This window comes from Microbacterium sp. IEGM 1404, from assembly GCF_030056775.1.
In the GTDB taxonomy this organism is placed as follows: Bacteria; Actinomycetota; Actinomycetes; order Actinomycetales; family Microbacteriaceae; genus Microbacterium.
Genome location: NZ_JASHKP010000001.1, coordinates 709366 through 724784 on the forward strand (window position 1 = coordinate 709366; position 15419 = coordinate 724784).

Genomic DNA, 15419 nt, shown 5'->3' on the forward strand with positions numbered 1-15419 from the left:
CTAGACTTGCCGGGTGTCTGAAATCACCCCTGATCTCGTGCGCCATCTCGGTGTGCTCGCTCGGATCGAGTTGAGCGACGAAGAGATCCAGAGCCTGACCGGCCAGCTGGATGCCATCGTCGACAACATCGCGAAGGTGTCCGAGGTGGCAACCCCCGACGTCTTCGCCACGAGCCACCCGATCCCGCTGCAGAACGTGTTCCGCCCCGACATCGTGCAGCAGCAGCTGACCCGCGACCAGGTGCTGCAGAACGCACCCGACCAGGCCGACGGCCGGTTCCGGGTGACCGCGATCCTGGGGGAGGAGCAGTGAGCGACCTCACGCGCCTGAGCGCCGCCGACCTCGCCGCCGCCCTCGCGTCGAAGGAGGTGTCGAGCGTCGAGGCGACGCGCGCGCACCTCGACCGCATCGCCGCCGTCGACGGCGACGTGCACGCCTTCCTCCACGTGAGCGACCACGCTCTCGACGTCGCGGCGGACATCGACCGCCGCCGCGCCGCGGGCGAGCAGCTCCACGAGCTCGCGGGCGTCCCGCTCGCGGTCAAGGACGTGCTCGTCACGACCGACATGCCGTCCACGAGCGGATCGAAGATCCTCGAGGGGTACCTGTCTCCCTACGACGCTACGGTCGTCGCCCGCTCGCGCGCCGCCGGACTCGTGCCGCTCGGCAAGACGAACATGGACGAGTTCGCCATGGGCTCGTCGACCGAGTTCTCCGCGTACGGTCCGACGCACAACCCGTGGGACCTCGACCGGATCCCCGGCGGTTCGGGCGGCGGTTCGGCTGCCGCCGTGGCCGCATTCGAGGCCCCCCTCGCGCTCGGATCCGACACGGGCGGCTCGATCCGCCAGCCCGCTCACGTGACCGGCACGGTGGGCGTCAAGCCGACCTACGGCGGCGTCAGCCGGTACGGCGCGATCGCCCTGGCATCCAGCCTCGATCAGGTCGGTCCCGTGACCCGGACCGTGCTCGACGCGGGACTCCTGCACGACGTCATCGCCGGCCACGACCCGCACGACTCCACGTCGCTCACCGACGCGTGGCCCTCCTTCGCTGCGGCAGCCCGCGAGGGCGCCACCGGTGAGGTGCTGAAGGGGCTGAAGGTCGGCGTCATCCGCGAACTCGACGACCGCGGCTTCCAGAAGGGCGTGTCCGACTCGTTCCGCGCCGCGCTCGCCACCCTGGAGGCTCAGGGCGCTGAGATCGTCGAGATCAGCGCGCCGCACTTCGAATACGGCGTGGCCGCGTACTACCTGATCCTTCCGGCCGAGGCATCCAGCAACCTGGCCAAGTTCGACTCGGTCCGCTTCGGTCTGCGGGTCACGCCGCAGGGCACCCCGACGGTCGAGAGCGTCATGGCCGCCACGCGCGACGCCGGGTTCGGTCCCGAGGTCAAGCGCCGCATCATCCTCGGCACCTACGCCCTGTCGGCCGGGTACTACGACGCCTACTACGGCAGCGCGCAGAAGGTGCGGACCCTCATCCAGCGGGACTTCGACGCCGCGTTCGCCGAGGTCGACGTGATCGCGACCCCGTCGGCGCCGACCACGGCGTTCCGCCTGGGCGAGCAGCTCGACGATCCACTGCAGATGTACCTCAACGACGTGACGACCATCCCGGCGAACCTCGCCGGCGTCCCGGGCATCTCGATCCCCAGCGGCCTGGCCGAGGAGGACGGTCTGCCGGTCGGCATCCAGTTCCTCGCCCCCGCCCGTGAGGACGCACGTCTGTACCGCGTCGGCGCGGCGCTCGAAGCGCTGCTGGTCGACCAGTGGGGCGGTCCGCTTCTCGACCGTGCCCCCTCCCTCACGAACGGAGCGACCCGCTGATGGCCAAGGACGCGCTGATGGACTTCGACGAGGCCCTCGAACTGTTCGAGCCGGTTCTCGGGTTCGAGGTTCACGTCGAGCTCAACACGGCGACGAAGATGTTCTCCGCCGCACCCAACCCCGCCAACGAGGCGAACCACGGCGCCGAGCCGAACACGCTCGTCGCGCCGGTCGACATGGGCCTGCCGGGCGCGCTTCCGGTCGTGAACGCCGAGGCGATCCGCTCGTCGATCAGCCTGGGCCTCGCCCTCGGCTGCTCGATCGCGCCGTCGAGCCGGTTCGCACGGAAGAACTACTTCTACCCCGACCTCGGCAAGAACTATCAGATCTCTCAGTACGACGAGCCCATCGCGTTCGAGGGATCGGTCGAGGTCGAGCTAGAGGACGGCACGATCGTCACCGTGCCGATCGAGCGCGCGCACATGGAGGAGGACGCCGGAAAGCTCACCCACATGGGTGGGGCGACCGGGCGCATCCAGGGCGCCGAGTACTCGCTCGTCGACTACAACCGCGCCGGCGTTCCGCTGGTCGAGATCGTGACGAAGCCCATTTTCGGCGCCGAGCACTCGGCTCCGGCGCTCGCGAAGGCGTACGTCGCGACGATCCGTGACATCGTCCGCGGTCTCGGCATCTCCGAGGCCCGTCTGGAGCGCGGCAACCTGCGCTGCGACGCCAACGTGTCGCTGCGCCCCCGCGGCCAGGAGAAGCTCGGCACGCGCACCGAGACGAAGAACGTCAACTCGATGCGGTCGGTCGAGCGCGCGGTGCGGTACGAGATCCAGCGCCAGGCGGCGATCCTGGCCGCCGGCGGCACGATCACGCAGGAGACGCGCCACTGGCACGAGGACACGGGGCGCACGTCGCCGGGTCGTCCGAAGTCGGATGCCGATGACTACCGCTACTTCCCCGAGCCCGACCTGCTCCCCGTCGTGCCGGCGCCGGAGTTGATCGAGGAGCTGCGCGCCGCGCTGCCCGAACCGCCGGCCGCACGCCGTCGTCGGCTCAAGGCCGACTGGGGCTTCGCGGACATCGACTTCCAGGGCGTCGTGAACGCGGGTCTGCTGAACGAGGTCGAGGCCACCGTCGCCGCCGGCGCGTCGCCCGCCGCCGCGCGCAAGTGGTGGATGAGCGAGATCAGCCGCATCGCGAACGCCGAGGAGCGCGAGCCCGCCGAGCTCGTCAGTCCCGAGAACGTCGCCGCGCTGCAGCAGCTCGTCGACGCGGGCACGCTGACCGACAAGCTCGCGCGTCAGGTGCTCGAGGGCGTCATCGCGGGCGAGGGCACTCCGCAGCAGGTCGTCGACGCCCGCGGTCTCGCGGTCGTGTCCGACGACGGCGCGCTCATCGCCGCGATCGACGAGGCTCTGGCCGCCCAGCCCGACGTGCTGGCGAAGATCCGCGACGGCAAGGTCCAGGCCGCCGGCGCGGTCATCGGCGCCGTGATGAAGGCGATGAAGGGTCAGGCCGACGCCGCGCGCGTGCGCGAGCTCGTGCTGGAGCGCGCCGCCGCACAGTAAGCACCGTGGATGCCACGGCTCCGACGCTCCTCGCGGGCGCGGGCCGTGGCATCCGTCGTTTCCGGGGGTGTGGGGCGGGTGCGCGAACTCAGCGATTCGCCGTAGGCCAGTCGGCTTCGCGGGATTTGGGATGACGTTGTGCGGATCGCTGAGCGGACGCGCGCGCCGCCGCCCGTCCTCGGCCGCGATGTCGGAGGCCCGGGGGAGAATGGATGCCATGGGACGCGGAGACGGGACGGGGCGCATCGTCTCGCCGCCCGGTGCCGACGACACGGGGACCGGCATCCTGCACGTCGACATGGACGCCTTCTTCGCCTCGGTCGCGGTGCTCGACGACCCGTCGCTCTCGGGCAAGCCGCTCATCATCGGCGGCTCCGAAGGGCGCGGGGTCGTGTCCAGCGCGTCGTACGAGGCGCGACGCTACGGCGTGAAGTCCGCGATGCCGGTGGCGATCGCCCTGCGCCTGTGCCCGAACGCGATTGTCGTGAATCCGCCGTACTCGCGGTACACCGAGATGTCCCGCCAGGTCATGGCGATCTTCGACGAGATCACCCCGCTCGTGGAGCCCCTGTCGATCGACGAGGCGTTCCTCGACGTGCGTGGCGCTCGACGGCTGTGGGGGAGTCCGGGGAGGATCGCGCGCGATCTGCGGGTCCGGGTGAAAGAACGGACGGGGCTGACGTGCAGCGTGGGGGTCGCGGCGACCAAGCACGTGGCCAAGATGGCCTCGACGATCTCGAAGCCCGATGGCCTCCTGATCGTCGCCGAGGCCGACACCGAGGCGTTCCTGCGGCCGCGCTCGGTCCGTGCGCTCTGGGGAGTGGGGCCGAAGGCGGCGGAGGCTCTCGAATCGCGGGGCATCCGTCTCATCTCCGACGTGCTCGACACCCCCCGCCCGGCGCTCGAGAAGGTGCTCGGGCCGGCCATGGGTGAACGCATCTGGCACCTCGCCCGCGGCATCGACGCCCGAGAGGTGCACACCGGGCGCACGGAGAAGAGCGTCGGGCACGAAGAGACGTTCCACACCGACATCTCCGACACGCGCACGCTCCACGTCGAGCTGCGCCGGCTGGCCGACCGGGTGGGCGCGCGCCTGCGGAACCAGGGGTTCGAGGCATCCACCATCTCCATCAAGGTGCGGTTCAGCGACTTCACGACGCTGAGCCGCTCGCGGACCCTCCCCGAACCCACGTCGGTCGGACAGCGGATCGGGGATGCCGCGATCGAGCTGTTCGACGGGATCGACCGCCGTCAGGCGGTGCGGCTCGTCGGCGTCCGCGGCGAGAAGCTGCGGCCGACCGCGACCGCCGCGACGCTGTGGGACGACGACGCGGAGTGGCGACGGGTGGAAGGAGCGCTCGACGGCGCGACCGCGCGGTTCGGGCGCGGCGCCGTCACCCGCGGATCGCTCCTCGGCCCGTCGCGCGGCGGCGGCGCGCTGCCCACGAATCCGCGTCCCTCGTACGACCACTGACACGGCGCCGCCCGGTGCGCAACGCCCCTGGGCGCGTCGATCACGGGCGGGTACGGTGGGGTCCATGCCCAACATCGCATTGGAACTCGGCAAGCAGGCCACCAGCTTCGGCGTCACCTCCGCCTACGGCGAGCAGCAGGACGTGGACGGCGTGCGCATCGTCCCGGTCGCCCTGACCTGGGCCGGATTCGGCGGCGGCTCGGACGAACAGGGCAACGGCGGCGGAGGTGGCGGCGGGTACACGCTCCCGCTCGGCGCGTACATCCGTCGCGGTGACGACCTCCGCTTCGACCCGAACCTCGTGTCCCTGCTCGCCGTCGGCATCCCGTTCGTGTGGGTCGCCGGTCGCGCGCTCAGCCGTGTCATCCGCGCCCTCAAGAAGTAGCGGCGATCCCCTCGACGACGCCCTGACCGCCGCGGTCGGGGCGGTGTCGTCGCGGGTGTCGGCGGTGGGGGCGTCCAATCCCGTCGTGCTCATCGACGGCCGTAGCGGAGCGGGCAAGAGTTCGCTCGCCCGCCGCCTGGTCAGTGCCTGGCCGGGACGCAGCCGTGTGCAGCTCGTCGCTCTCGATGACCTCTACCCCGGCTGGGGAGGACTCGCCGAGGGAGCCGAGTACGCTCGCGAGACGATCCTCCTGCCCCACGCGAAGGGGACGATCGGCGTGTGGCAACGCTGGGATTGGGAGGCGGGTGATCGCGCCGAGGCGCACGCCGTCGACCCGTCACTGCCCCTCGTGGTCGAAGGGGCGGGGATCCTCACACCGGCCGCGGCGACGCTCGCCGACGTCCGCGTCTGGGTCGACGCGCCGGACGGGCCGCGCAAGGACCGCGCGCTCCGCCGCGACGGCGAGACCTACCGCCCCCACTGGGACCGGTGGGCGGCCCAGGAGAACGCGCACCTCGCCGATCACCAGCCGCAGGCGCTGGCATCCGTCGTGGTGTTCCTGCCGTGACGCCTCAGCGGCGCGGGGGATCCTCGAGGTTCCGGTCGAGGGCCGCGACCAGACCGTCCAAGCGGTAACCGACCCAGTCGTAGATCCCGAAGCGCGCGTCATCCGGACGGTGCTCGTCCTGATCCTGGATGCCGAGCCGGGTCGCCAGCACGAGCCGGACCGCCGAGAGGGTCCGCATCCAGGCGCGCGCCTCGGTCTCGCCGAGGGCCACGGTGATGGTCGTGTCGGGGTCGCTCGCGGGGTCGAGCTCGCCACCGTCCATGCCGAGGGTGTCGAGGACCGTGCGGGCGTCGTCCGCGCGCCGCTCGAGCATGTCGGCGCCGGTCAGCCGGCGGAACTCCCGGCTGGCGTCGTCGTCGTCGGGATACGCGTCGGGGAGGAGTCGCAGGACTGCGGGGTCGTCCTCTCGTCCGGCGTCGACGATGAGATCGCGGAACTGCCCGACGATCCCCGCCAGGTGGAGCGCCTCGAGCCCACTGACCTCGAGCACGACGATGCGGTCGTTCATCGCGGATCCTTTCGCACCGTGGCCCAGAGGCCGTAATCGTGCAGTGCCTGCGCGTGCACCTCCATGACCTCGCGCGGGCCTCGGGCCACGACGGCGTGCCCGTCGTGATGCACGGAGAGCATGAGCCGATGGGCGGTGTCGGCGTCGAAGCCGAAGTACGTGCGGAAGACGTGGACGACGTAGCTCATCAGGTTGACGGGGTCGTTCCAGACGACCGTCTGCCAGGAGGTCGGGGGAGCGGCCTCGATCTCGGTGACCTCGTCGAGGTCGGGAACCGCGATACCGGTCATCACGCCCATCCGAGTTCGTGGAGACGCGCGTCGTCGATGCCGTAGAAGTGGGCGATCTCGTGGACGAGGGTGGTGTGGATCTCGTCGCGGAGCTCGTCCTCGTCCGCACAGGCGGCGAGGTGCGGCTCGCGGTAGACGATGATCCGGTCGGGGAGTTCGCCCACGCCGTAGCGTTCACGTTCGGTGAGAGCCCATCCGTCGTAGAGGCCGAGGAGATCGAGCGATCCATCCTCGGGGCGGTCCTCGACGACGAACACGACGTTGTCGAGCCCGTCGACCATGTCGTCCGGGAGGCGGTCCAGCTCGTCCACGACCAGGGCCTCGAACGCGGCACCGTCGAGGTCGAGCCACGCGTGCTCGTCCACCTCGTCGTGCATGGTTCTCCCGTTCCTGCGGACGTCGGCGGGGATGCCTCGCGCTCCGTCCGCCCAATTCTATGAGTCCTCGCAGGGCACCGGCCGGAACGACGAAGGCCCGCCGGGGAGGCGGGCCTTCGGGGTGGGGTGGCTAACGGGACTTGAACCCGCGACCCCCGCGACCACAACGCGGTGCTCTACCAACTGAGCTATAGCCACCATGTGTCCACCGAAGCGGACAACTGAACGATTATGTCATACGTCCCGCGCGAACGACGAAACGACCGACGATGCGGCGCCCTTCGCCTCGTCGCTCGTGGGGCCCGGCTCCGGCACGAACACGGCCTTGCGGTAGTACGCCAGCTCGCGGATGGACTCGAGGATGTCGGCGAGGGCGCGATGCCCGCCGTTCTTCGCGGGAGCGTTGAAGTAGGCGCGCGGATACCAGCGGCGCGAGAGCTCTTTGATGCTCGACACGTCCACGTTCCGGTAGTGCAGCCAGCGGTCGACCCGCGGCATGTACTTCGCGAGGAACATCCGGTCCGTGCCGATCGTGTTGCCCGCCAGGGGCGCCTTGCCCTCGAGCGGGGCGAAGCGCTGGATGTACTCCAGCGCCTGGAACTCGGCATCCGCCAGGCTCACGCCGTTCGGGATCTCGTCGAGCAGACCCGAGGACCGGTGCATCTCGGTGACGAAGTCGCCCATGTTCGCCAGGGCCGAGGCGTCGGGCTTGATCACGACCTGGAAGCCGGGGTCGAGAACGTTCAGCTCGAAATCGGTGACGACGATCGCGATCTCGACGAGCTCGTCGACCGCGAGGTCGAGTCCCGTCATCTCGCAGTCGATCCAGACGAGCCGGTCGTTCTCAGAGGCGCTTACCATCCCGTCATCCTACTGACGGGGTGAGACGGCGGAGTCGGTCCCCCAGGCACGATTCGAACGTGCGACCGGCGGATTAGAAGGCCGCTGCTCTATCCACTGAGCTACTGGGGGTCGCCACCAGGATATCGGTGACCCGCTCGCGCCGTGGTCGACCCCCTGGCGGGGCCGGACGGGCGGGCGTACGCTCCGGCCAGATCGAACGAAAGGAGCACCATGTCCGAAACGACGACGCGACGACTGTGGGTCGCGTACGGCCCCGGCGGAGTGGTCGGAACCATCCAGAAGGATGCCGAGGGCTACGCCGTGCACATGACCGGCAGGGACGAACGCCTCGGGGTCTACCCCACGATGGATATCGCCAAGAACGCGGTGCATTCGCACCTGAAGCCCGGGAGTGATCGGCCCCAGTTCCGGGAGCACTGAGCCCCCCAGCGTGTCGTGGAGGCGAGGAAGCCTCCGCGACCGCGGCGGGCGTCACACCCGGGCCGGGCGGTGAAGACGCCGTCGCGGCTCGGGTGCGGCCAACAGGCGCAGTGCGACGTGCACCAGCGGTCCGATCCCGAGCGCGAACACGACCGTGCCGACGCCGACCGTGCCGCCGAGGAGCCAGCCCGCCACCAGCACGGTGCCCTCGACGGCGAGCCGCGAGGCCCAGATCGGCCAACCGAACCGGGCGTGGATTCCGGTCATCAGCCCGTCGCGCGGACCGGGTCCGAAGCGCGCGCCGATGTACAGCCCGGAGGCCGCCGCGACGGTGACCACTCCGCCCACGAGCATCAGCGCCTGCCAGATCAGGCTGTCGGCATGCGGCAGGAACGTCAGAGACACCTGGATGCTCGTCCCCACCAGGAGGATGTTGGCCACCGTGCCGACGCCGGGTCTCTGCCGGAGGGGGATCCATAGGAGCAGCACGCCGAGTCCCACGATGTTGGTGATCCAGCCGACACCGATCCCCGTGACCCGCGAGAGGCCCTCGGCGAACACCGTCCACGGGTCGACGCCGAGACCGGCCGCGATGGTGAGGGCGCAGCCGAAGCCGTAGAGGCAGAGGCCGATCAGGAGGCGAAGGATCCGGGTGGTCACGAAAGGAGCCAATCATAGGATTGGGTCTATGCAAGCGTGCCAATCTGGTTACTCTGGCCTCATGGACTCCCGCATCTCCGCCCGCGCCCTCGCCGAGGCGCTCGGCGGCTGGCGCGGCCGTGGCCCCGCCTACGAGGCGCTGGCCGACGGCATCCGCCTCCTGTGCCTCGACAACCGCATCGCCCCGCGCACCGCGCTCCCCGCCGAGCGCGAGTTGGCGGCGGCCCTGGGATTGAGTCGCACCACCGTGGCCGCCACGTACCGCAGCCTGCGAGACACCGGCCACATCGAGAGCCTGCGGGGGAGCGGGAGCGTGACCCTGCCGCTCCGGCGCAACGACCCCGGCGCGGACGACCGGCGGGACGGCGTCATCGACCTCCAGCAGGCGAGCCCCGCAGCCTGACCCGGTCTGCCGGCGGTCATCCAGGACGTGGCTCAGGATGCCGCCGCACTCGTCGCGCGTACGGGGTACGACGTCGTCGGGGAGCCGGGACTGCGCGAAGCCATCGCCCAGCACTATCGCGACCGCGGACTCGCGACCGCGCCCGACCAGATCCTGGTGACCACGGGGGCGCAGAGCGCACTGCACCTGATCGCGTCGGTCCTCCTGTCGCGCGCCGACCGCGTCCTCATCGAGACGCCGACCTACCCCCACGGCGCGGATGCCTTCCGTGCCGTGGGCGCCCGACTCGTCGGCGTCCCCGTCTCGCCGGACGACGGGTGGGATCTCGATCGAGCGGCGCAGACGTTCGCGCGCGTGCTGCCGGCTCTGGCCTATCTCATGCCCGAGTTCCAGAACCCGACCGGCCGCACCATGGGCCGGGAGGAGGTGACCGCGTTCGTCGACGGTGCGCAGCGCGCCGGAACGTACCTCGTGCTGGACGAGACGACCGCGGGCCTGGACATCGACCGTCCGACCGCGCCGGTCGCGTTCCCCGACCTGGGCCGGATCGTGAGGGTCGGTTCCCTGGGGAAGACGGTGTGGGGCGGGCTGCGCGTCGGATGGGTCCGGGCGGAAGCCGACATCGTGCGGCGGTTGGCGAGCGGCCGGCCGGTGCACGATCTGGGCACCCCGGAGTTCGAGCAGGCCGTGGCGGCGCGTCTGCTGCACCGGCTCGATGAGATCAGCACGCAGCGCGCGGATCTGCTGCGCGCCGGTCGGGATGCACTCACGCGCGCACTGGTCGAGCGCTTCCCCGAGTGGGAGATCCCGCACGCGCACGGAGGGGTGTCGCTGTGGGTCGGCCTCGGAGAACCGGTCAGCACCCCGCTCGTGATGAGCGCGCGGGCCCGTGGGCTGCTCCTGTCCGCCGGCTCGCGCTTCGCGGTCGAAGGCGGACACGACCGGCGGCTGCGCATCCCGTTCACCGCCGCACCGCACACGCTCGAACGCGCCGTCGACATCCTCCGGCATGCCTGGGAGGACGTGCGCGGGACAGCGGCGGGAGCGGCGCTCGACGACCTCGCGACCGTGGTCTGAGCCGCGAGGACGTATCGGGTCTGTTTTCTGCAGCCCCGATCGTCGCGGCGCGCTCCGTGCGGCCCTGTCCGACCTCGCGGGGTCGCCGCGGCGCGCCCGTGTGGAGCTCTACCGCGCGTAGCGGAGGCACTCCAGTGCGTCGTTGGACGACCAGAACTCGCCCAACCGGCGGAACCGACCCGTCGTCGCATGGAAACGCTCGGCCGCGTACCGCCACCCCTCATCGGCGGCGATGGCGCGCACATGACCCACGACGACGCCGCGCGGGTCAGCGATGCGCCACAGGCCCGCGGCGACGTGCGTCGCCGCTCCCCACCCGGCCGGGCGCGGGGCCGGGGCGAGGTCGTTCCACAGTGCGGTGGTCATGCCCTCACGCTACGAGGGGCCTCCGACATCGCCGGGGTGCTCCTTCTCCCCACGGATCGGTTCGTCGGACTTCTCCACGGAACGGCGTCCGCGGCCCGCGGCCCTCTGGCCCGACCGGTCATTCTGTCCCTGGCTCCGGCGTCCGTCGGGCACACGGATGCCGGAGCCCGAACCCCAGAGAGGACACATCATGAGCGACCACATCACCCTCGTCGGCAACATCATCGGAGACCCCGAGGAGCGAGCCACCCGCGGCGGCGACCCGATCGCGGCGTTCCGTCTCGCCGTGAGCGAGCGCCGGTTCGACCGGGAACGCGGCCAATGGATCGACGGACACACCAACTACTACGCCGTCTCGGTCTTCGGCGAACTGGGCAGGAACGCGCTGGCCTCGCTCCGCAAGGGCGAACGCGTCATCGTCGCGGGCCGGCTCCGCCTCCGCGAGTGGGAGACCGATGCCAAACGCGGAGTCAGCGCCGACGTCACCGCGGACGCCGTCGGACACGATCTTCGGTGGGGCGCGTCGACGTTCCGTCGGAGCGTCCGGCGCGACGACCCCTCCGCCGCCGGATCGGGTGAAGCGTCGAGTGCGTCGTCCGAGGGCGGCGACGATGCGTGGGCCGTGCCGGGAGAATCGCCGTCCGTTCCCGCCGGGGCACTCGATCCGGACGGCGTCGAAGGGGGGACGTCGACTCCCGCCCTCGTCGAGGTCGGCGACACGACCCCGTTCTGAGGGGCGGGGCGCGCGCGGTCGGTCCGTAGACTCGGGCGAGTGATTCGCCTGACACCCCGACCGGCCACCGTTCTGGCGGCGGCCGCCGTTCTCGCGCTGGCGGGGTGCACCCCGACGCCGCCCGCCGGTCCCTCCGAGGCGGTCGCGACCCCCGCGGCGACGGCGTCGGCAGCGACGACTCCCTCGGCGTCCGCTGCGGTCCCGGCCCTCGTCCCCGCCGGGTCGGCGGCGGAGAACCTCCCCCTCTTCGCGGATGTCGTGCGCGCGGTGTGGGCCGGACCCGACCAGGTGTCCGGGCGGGCCTACGTCGACGCCCTCGTCGCCGCCGGTTTCGAAAAGTCGGCGATGCAGGTCACACCCGACGCCACGACGATCGGCAACCCCGCCGAGAGCATCGAGTTCGCGGTGCGGTGGGGCGAGGACTGCCTCGTCGGTCAGGTGGGCCCGTCCATCGGCGACCCCGTGGCCACCGTGCTGCCGGGGCTGTCCACCGGCGCGTGCCTGATCGGCCAGACGCGCGCGATCGACTGGTGACACGACGGTGCCGGGTGGAAACGGGGGTGCCGGTCCGCGGGCGGTGACCCCGTCGTGAGCGGCTCGGCCGTCGCCGTGGCCCGGGTCACCCGTGGCCCGCGTCGGACGGCGCCCGCACAGGCGGCCTTGATAGGCTGATCGGGACTTCCGCGCACCCGGGTGCTCCGCCGAGATCGAGTCGGCGAACCGGGCGGGCGCGGCCCTCATCCCCGATCGAAGGTGGTACGTCCTCGATGGCCGAATACATCTATTCCATGGTCCGCGCCCGCAAGGCCGTGGGCGACAAGCTGATCCTCGACGACGTCACGATGTCGTTCCTCCCCGGTGCCAAGATCGGCATGGTGGGACCGAACGGTGCCGGTAAGTCCACGATCCTCAAGATCATGGCGGGGCTCGACACCCCCTCCAACGGCGAGGCGCGCCTGAGCCCCGGGTTCACCGTCGGCATCCTCATGCAGGAGCCCGAGCTCGACGAGAGCAAGACCGTGCTGGAGAACATCCAGGACGGCGTCGCGATCAAGCCGAAGCTCGACCGCTTCAACGAGATCTCCGCGCTCATGGCGGACCCCGACGCCGACTTCGACGCGCTGCTGGCCGAGATGGGCACCCTGCAGGAAGAGATCGACGCCGCGGACGGGTGGGACCTCGACTCGCAGCTCGAGCAGGCCATGGACGCTCTGCGCACCCCGCCGGCCGACGCCAGCGTCGTGCCGCTGTCGGGTGGTGAGCGCCGCCGCGTCGCGCTGGCGAAGCTCCTGCTGCAGAAGCCCGACCTGCTCCTGCTCGACGAGCCCACCAACCACCTCGACGCCGAAAGCGTGCTGTGGCTCGAGCAGCACTTGAAGGCGTACAAGGGTGCCGTCATCGCGATCACCCACGACCGGTACTTCCTCGACAACGTCGCGGAATGGATCGCCGAGGTCGACCGCGGGCACCTGTACCCGTACGAGGGCAACTACTCCACCTACCTCGAGAAGAAGGGGCAGCGCCTCGAGGTCCAGGGCAAGAAGGATGCCAAGCTCGCCAAGCGCCTGAAGGAAGAGCTCGAGTGGGTCCGCTCGAACGCCAAGGGCCGTCAGGTCAAGTCGAAGGCCCGCCTCGCCCGTTACGAGGAGATGGCCGCCGAGGCGGAGCGCACGCGGAAGCTCGACTTCGACGAGATCCAGATCCCCGCGGGCCCGCGTCTGGGCAGCATCGTGATCGACGCCAAGAAGCTCGAGAAGCGCTTCGGCGACCGCTCGCTCATCAGCAACCTGAGTTTCAACCTGCCCCCCAACGGCATCGTCGGCGTCATCGGACCGAACGGTGTCGGAAAGACGACGCTGTTCAAGACGATCGTGGGTCTCGAGCCGCTCGACGGCGGGACGCTCAAGATGGGCGAGACCGTCAAGATCAGCTACGTCGACCAGTCGCGCGCGAACATCGACCCCGAGAAGACGCTGTGGGAGGTCGTCTCGGACGGCCTCGACATCATCACGGTCGGCAAGACCGAGATCCCGTCGCGCGCCTACGTGTCGAAGTTCGGCTTCAAGGGGCCCGACCAGCAGAAGAAGGCCGGCGTTCTCTCCGGCGGTGAGCGCAACCGCCTGAACCTCGCGCTCACGCTGAAGGAGGGCGGGAACCTGCTCCTCCTCGACGAGCCGACGAACGACCTCGACGTCGAGACGCTGAGTTCGCTCGAGAACGCCCTTCTCGAGTTCCCCGGCTGCGCCGTGGTCATCACCCACGACCGGTGGTTCCTCGACCGCATCGCGACGCACATCCTCGCCTACGAGGGCACCGAGGAGCACCCCGACCAGTGGCACTGGTTCGAGGGCAACTTCGAGGCCTACGAGGCGAACAAGATCGAGCGTCTCGGTGCGGACGCTGCCAACCCGTCGCGTTCGACCTACCGCAAGCTCACGCGTGACTGAGTCGACGGCGCCCGCGGGTCCGGCTGCGGCCGGGCCCGCGCGGCTGCACGTCCCCATCCACCTGCGCTGGGGCGATCTCGACGCGCTCGGGCACGTCAACAACACCTCGATGCTCAAGCTCCTCGAGGAGGCGCGTCTGCGCGCCTTCTGGCGCGGTGACGAAGAGGGCGAGGCCCTCCCGACCGCGGTCTTCGACATGAGCGTCCTCGAAAGCGGCGGCGAGCGGGCGACCCTGATCGCCCGGCAGGAGATCGAGTACCTCCGCCCGGTTCCCTACAGCCAGCGTCCACTCGACGTGCGCCTGTGGATCGGCGCGATGGGCGGCTCGAGCGCCGACATCTGCTTCGAGGTCTTCAGTCCCGTCGGCGAGGACGAGCCCGTGCTCTACGCGCGGGCGACCGCCGTCGTCGTGCTCGTCGACACCGCGAGCGGACGCCCCATCCGCTGGAGCGAGACCGAGCGCGCCGCGTGGGGCCCCTACGTCGGCGACCCGATCGAGTACCGACGCCGCGGCCGCTGACGCCGCGAGCCCGCGTGAGTCGCCAAGTTCTGTCGCCTGAATGCAGCCGGAAGCGACGATTCTAGGCGACTCACGCGCCGTTTTCGCCCGGTACCCGCACCATGACCTCCTGGGCCACACTCGCGAGGAGTGTGCCCTCGCGCGTGTAGATGCGACCGGTCGACAGGCCGCGCCCCCCGCGCGCGTTCGGCGACTCCTGCACGTAGAGGAGCCACTGGTCGACCCGCCCGGCGCGATGCCACCACATGGCGTGGTCGAGACTCGCCACCCGCAGCCCGCGGGTGCCCCACGGCACACCGTGACCGCGCAGGATCGGCTCCTGGATGGTGAGGTCGCTGAGATAGGCGAGCGCGGCGCGGTGCACGGCCGGGTCGTCGGGCAGCGCGCGCCGCGTGCGCATCCACACCGCTTGACGGGGAACGTGCGGCCCCTCCACGACGGTGTACACCGGAGACGGGACGTGCACGACCTCGACCGGGCTGTCCGCGATCGCGCGTCGGCTCAGCGGGTGCAGAGACGCGTCGTCGAGCGGCGGCAGGTCTTCGGGCTGAGGAATGCCCTCCGGCATCGGCTCCGCGTGTTCGAGACCGGGGTCGTCGTCCTGGAACGACGCGATCATCGAGAAGATCGGGACGCCGGCCTGGAAGGCCTGAGTCCGGCGCGTCGAGAACGACCGTCCGTCGTGGATGCGATCGACCGAGAACGTGACGCCGTCGGACGGGTCGCCCGGCCGGAGGAAATACCCGTGCATCGAGTGCACCGTGCGTTCGGGCGGAAGGGTTCGCGACGCCGCCTCGATGGACTGCGCGAGCACCTGCCCGCCGAAGACACGCCCGAACGGCATGGGCTGCGAGACGCCGGTGAAGATGTCTTCGGTGGTCCGTGCGCCCGCGTCGCGGAGGTCGAGCACCGCGAGCAGAGAGGCGACGGGGTCGATGGCGTCGGTCACGCTCACTCCCGTTCCGCCGCAGAGGTCTGCG

The 15419-nt window shown here is 70.7% G+C and carries 20 protein-coding genes and 2 tRNA genes; 13 read left to right on the forward strand and 9 right to left on the reverse strand.

The features are described 5' to 3' along the window. Positions 1–13 precede the first annotated feature (13 nt). From gatC to QM517_RS03630, 6 genes are all read left to right on the forward strand, one after another. Positions 14–313, forward strand: coding sequence for an Asp-tRNA(Asn)/Glu-tRNA(Gln) amidotransferase subunit GatC (gene gatC / locus QM517_RS03605; protein ID WP_283285271.1), 300 nt, complete (start codon positions 14–16; stop codon positions 311–313). Further along, positions 310–1830, forward strand: coding sequence for an Asp-tRNA(Asn)/Glu-tRNA(Gln) amidotransferase subunit GatA (gene gatA, locus QM517_RS03610; RefSeq protein WP_283285272.1), 1521 nt, complete (start codon positions 310–312; stop codon positions 1828–1830). Before gatC ends, gatA begins: the two co-directional genes overlap by 4 nt. Next, entirely contained in the window at positions 1830–3347 is a 1518-nt protein-coding gene (gatB, locus tag QM517_RS03615; RefSeq protein ID WP_077051600.1) for an Asp-tRNA(Asn)/Glu-tRNA(Gln) amidotransferase subunit GatB, read from the forward strand. The genes gatA and gatB overlap by 1 nt, the downstream gene beginning before the upstream one ends. Positions 3348–3564: 217 nt before the next feature. Further along, positions 3565–4821 (forward strand): DNA polymerase IV, encoded by a 1257-nt coding sequence (locus tag QM517_RS03620; RefSeq protein WP_283285274.1) that lies wholly within the window; start codon positions 3565–3567, stop codon positions 4819–4821. Between the two features lie 64 nt (positions 4822–4885). Further along, on the forward strand, positions 4886–5206 hold the full coding sequence (locus QM517_RS03625) for a hypothetical protein (protein WP_076490301.1): 321 nt from the start codon (positions 4886–4888) through the stop codon (positions 5204–5206). Further along, complete coding sequence (locus QM517_RS03630) at positions 5181–5774, forward strand: hypothetical protein (RefSeq protein ID WP_283285277.1); 594 nt, start codon at positions 5181–5183, stop codon at positions 5772–5774. Before QM517_RS03625 ends, QM517_RS03630 begins: the two co-directional genes overlap by 26 nt. A 4-nt stretch (positions 5775–5778) precedes the next feature. On the opposite strand, the gene QM517_RS03635 is transcribed toward QM517_RS03630, so the two are convergent. The 6 genes from QM517_RS03635 to QM517_RS03660 all read right to left on the reverse strand — a co-directional run bounded on the left by QM517_RS03635 (position 5779) and on the right by QM517_RS03660 (position 7921). After that, positions 5779–6282, reverse strand: coding sequence for a DUF2017 family protein (locus QM517_RS03635; RefSeq protein ID WP_077051598.1), 504 nt, complete (start codon positions 6280–6282; stop codon positions 5779–5781). Next, the gene (gene clpS / locus QM517_RS03640; RefSeq protein WP_292891961.1) at positions 6279–6581 is read right to left on the reverse strand and encodes an ATP-dependent Clp protease adapter ClpS; all 303 of its coding nucleotides are present in this window, start codon (positions 6579–6581) and stop codon (positions 6279–6281) included. The genes QM517_RS03635 and clpS overlap by 4 nt, the downstream gene beginning before the upstream one ends. Further along, positions 6572–6949 (reverse strand): metallopeptidase family protein, encoded by a 378-nt coding sequence (locus QM517_RS03645; RefSeq protein ID WP_278101788.1) that lies wholly within the window; start codon positions 6947–6949, stop codon positions 6572–6574. The genes clpS and QM517_RS03645 overlap by 10 nt, the downstream gene beginning before the upstream one ends. Positions 6950–7071: 122 nt before the next feature. Then, positions 7072–7147 (reverse strand) — tRNA-His (locus QM517_RS03650). 36 nt (positions 7148–7183) lie between these two features. After that, on the reverse strand, positions 7184–7810 hold the full coding sequence (orn, locus tag QM517_RS03655; RefSeq protein ID WP_077051595.1) for an oligoribonuclease: 627 nt from the start codon (positions 7808–7810) through the stop codon (positions 7184–7186). Between the two features lie 38 nt (positions 7811–7848). After that, positions 7849–7921 (reverse strand) — tRNA-Arg (locus QM517_RS03660). A gap of 102 nt (positions 7922–8023) precedes the next feature. Between QM517_RS03660 and QM517_RS03665 the strand changes: the two genes are divergently transcribed. Beyond that, the gene (locus QM517_RS03665) at positions 8024–8233 is read left to right on the forward strand and encodes a methyltransferase (RefSeq protein ID WP_077051594.1); all 210 of its coding nucleotides are present in this window, start codon (positions 8024–8026) and stop codon (positions 8231–8233) included. Between the two features lie 51 nt (positions 8234–8284). On the opposite strand, the gene yczE is transcribed toward QM517_RS03665, so the two are convergent. After that, on the reverse strand, positions 8285–8893 hold the full coding sequence (yczE, locus tag QM517_RS03670) for a membrane protein YczE (RefSeq protein WP_283285283.1): 609 nt from the start codon (positions 8891–8893) through the stop codon (positions 8285–8287). A gap of 61 nt (positions 8894–8954) precedes the next feature. Between yczE and QM517_RS03675 the strand changes: the two genes are divergently transcribed. Both QM517_RS03675 and yczR read left to right on the forward strand, forming a co-directional pair. Next, positions 8955–9296 carry a GntR family transcriptional regulator gene (locus QM517_RS03675; protein ID WP_283285285.1) on the forward strand — a complete coding sequence of 114 codons (342 nt, stop codon included), beginning with the start codon at positions 8955–8957 and terminating at the stop codon, positions 9294–9296. Positions 9297–9314: 18 nt separating this feature from the next. Further along, positions 9315–10373: a MocR-like transcription factor YczR gene (yczR, locus tag QM517_RS03680; protein WP_441338901.1), complete on the forward strand. Its 1059-nt coding sequence runs from the start codon at positions 9315–9317 to the stop codon at positions 10371–10373. Between the two features lie 108 nt (positions 10374–10481). On the opposite strand, the gene QM517_RS03685 is transcribed toward yczR, so the two are convergent. Beyond that, the gene (locus QM517_RS03685; RefSeq protein ID WP_083735121.1) at positions 10482–10739 is read right to left on the reverse strand and encodes a hypothetical protein; all 258 of its coding nucleotides are present in this window, start codon (positions 10737–10739) and stop codon (positions 10482–10484) included. A gap of 190 nt (positions 10740–10929) precedes the next feature. On the opposite strand from QM517_RS03685, the gene QM517_RS03690 reads away from it, so the two are divergent. The 4 genes from QM517_RS03690 (at position 10930) to QM517_RS03705 (ending at position 14439) form a co-directional block, all read left to right on the forward strand. Beyond that, entirely contained in the window at positions 10930–11472 is a 543-nt protein-coding gene (locus QM517_RS03690; protein ID WP_077051591.1) for a single-stranded DNA-binding protein, read from the forward strand. Between the two features lie 39 nt (positions 11473–11511). After that, positions 11512–12006 carry a DUF6993 domain-containing protein gene (locus tag QM517_RS03695; protein WP_175627607.1) on the forward strand — a complete coding sequence of 165 codons (495 nt, stop codon included), beginning with the start codon at positions 11512–11514 and terminating at the stop codon, positions 12004–12006. 233 nt (positions 12007–12239) lie between these two features. Beyond that, a complete protein-coding gene (ettA, locus tag QM517_RS03700; protein ID WP_283285293.1) occupies positions 12240–13919 on the forward strand; it encodes an energy-dependent translational throttle protein EttA in 1680 nt (559 codons plus the stop codon). Next, complete coding sequence (locus QM517_RS03705; protein WP_077051589.1) at positions 13912–14439, forward strand: acyl-CoA thioesterase; 528 nt, start codon at positions 13912–13914, stop codon at positions 14437–14439. The genes ettA and QM517_RS03705 overlap by 8 nt, the downstream gene beginning before the upstream one ends. Positions 14440–14509: 70 nt before the next feature. Here QM517_RS03705 and QM517_RS03710 read toward each other — a convergent pair whose 3' ends face one another. After that, on the reverse strand, positions 14510–15388 hold the full coding sequence (locus QM517_RS03710) for an acyl-CoA thioesterase (RefSeq protein ID WP_139340698.1): 879 nt from the start codon (positions 15386–15388) through the stop codon (positions 14510–14512). Between the last annotated feature and the right edge of the window lie 31 nt (positions 15389–15419).

Coding starts and splice junctions, on each gene's coding strand:
- ettA (WP_283285293.1), top strand. CDS start 12,240: ATGGCCGAATACATCTATTCCATGGTCCGCGCCCGCAAGGCCGTGGGC.
- QM517_RS03625 (WP_076490301.1), top strand. CDS start 4,886: ATGCCCAACATCGCATTGGAACTCGGCAAGCAGGCCACCAGCTTCGGC.
- gatB (WP_077051600.1), top strand. CDS start 1,830: ATGGCCAAGGACGCGCTGATGGACTTCGACGAGGCCCTCGAACTGTTC.
- QM517_RS03690 (WP_077051591.1), top strand. CDS start 10,930: ATGAGCGACCACATCACCCTCGTCGGCAACATCATCGGAGACCCCGAG.
- clpS (WP_292891961.1), bottom strand. CDS start 6,581: ATGGGCGTGATGACCGGTATCGCGGTTCCCGACCTCGACGAGGTCACC.
- QM517_RS03675 (WP_283285285.1), top strand. CDS start 8,955: ATGGACTCCCGCATCTCCGCCCGCGCCCTCGCCGAGGCGCTCGGCGGC.
- QM517_RS03685 (WP_083735121.1), bottom strand. CDS start 10,739: ATGACCACCGCACTGTGGAACGACCTCGCCCCGGCCCCGCGCCCGGCC.
- QM517_RS03645 (WP_278101788.1), bottom strand. CDS start 6,949: ATGCACGACGAGGTGGACGAGCACGCGTGGCTCGACCTCGACGGTGCC.
- QM517_RS03635 (WP_077051598.1), bottom strand. CDS start 6,282: ATGAACGACCGCATCGTCGTGCTCGAGGTCAGTGGGCTCGAGGCGCTC.
- QM517_RS03665 (WP_077051594.1), top strand. CDS start 8,024: ATGTCCGAAACGACGACGCGACGACTGTGGGTCGCGTACGGCCCCGGC.
- orn (WP_077051595.1), bottom strand. CDS start 7,810: ATGGTAAGCGCCTCTGAGAACGACCGGCTCGTCTGGATCGACTGCGAG.
- QM517_RS03620 (WP_283285274.1), top strand. CDS start 3,565: ATGGGACGCGGAGACGGGACGGGGCGCATCGTCTCGCCGCCCGGTGCC.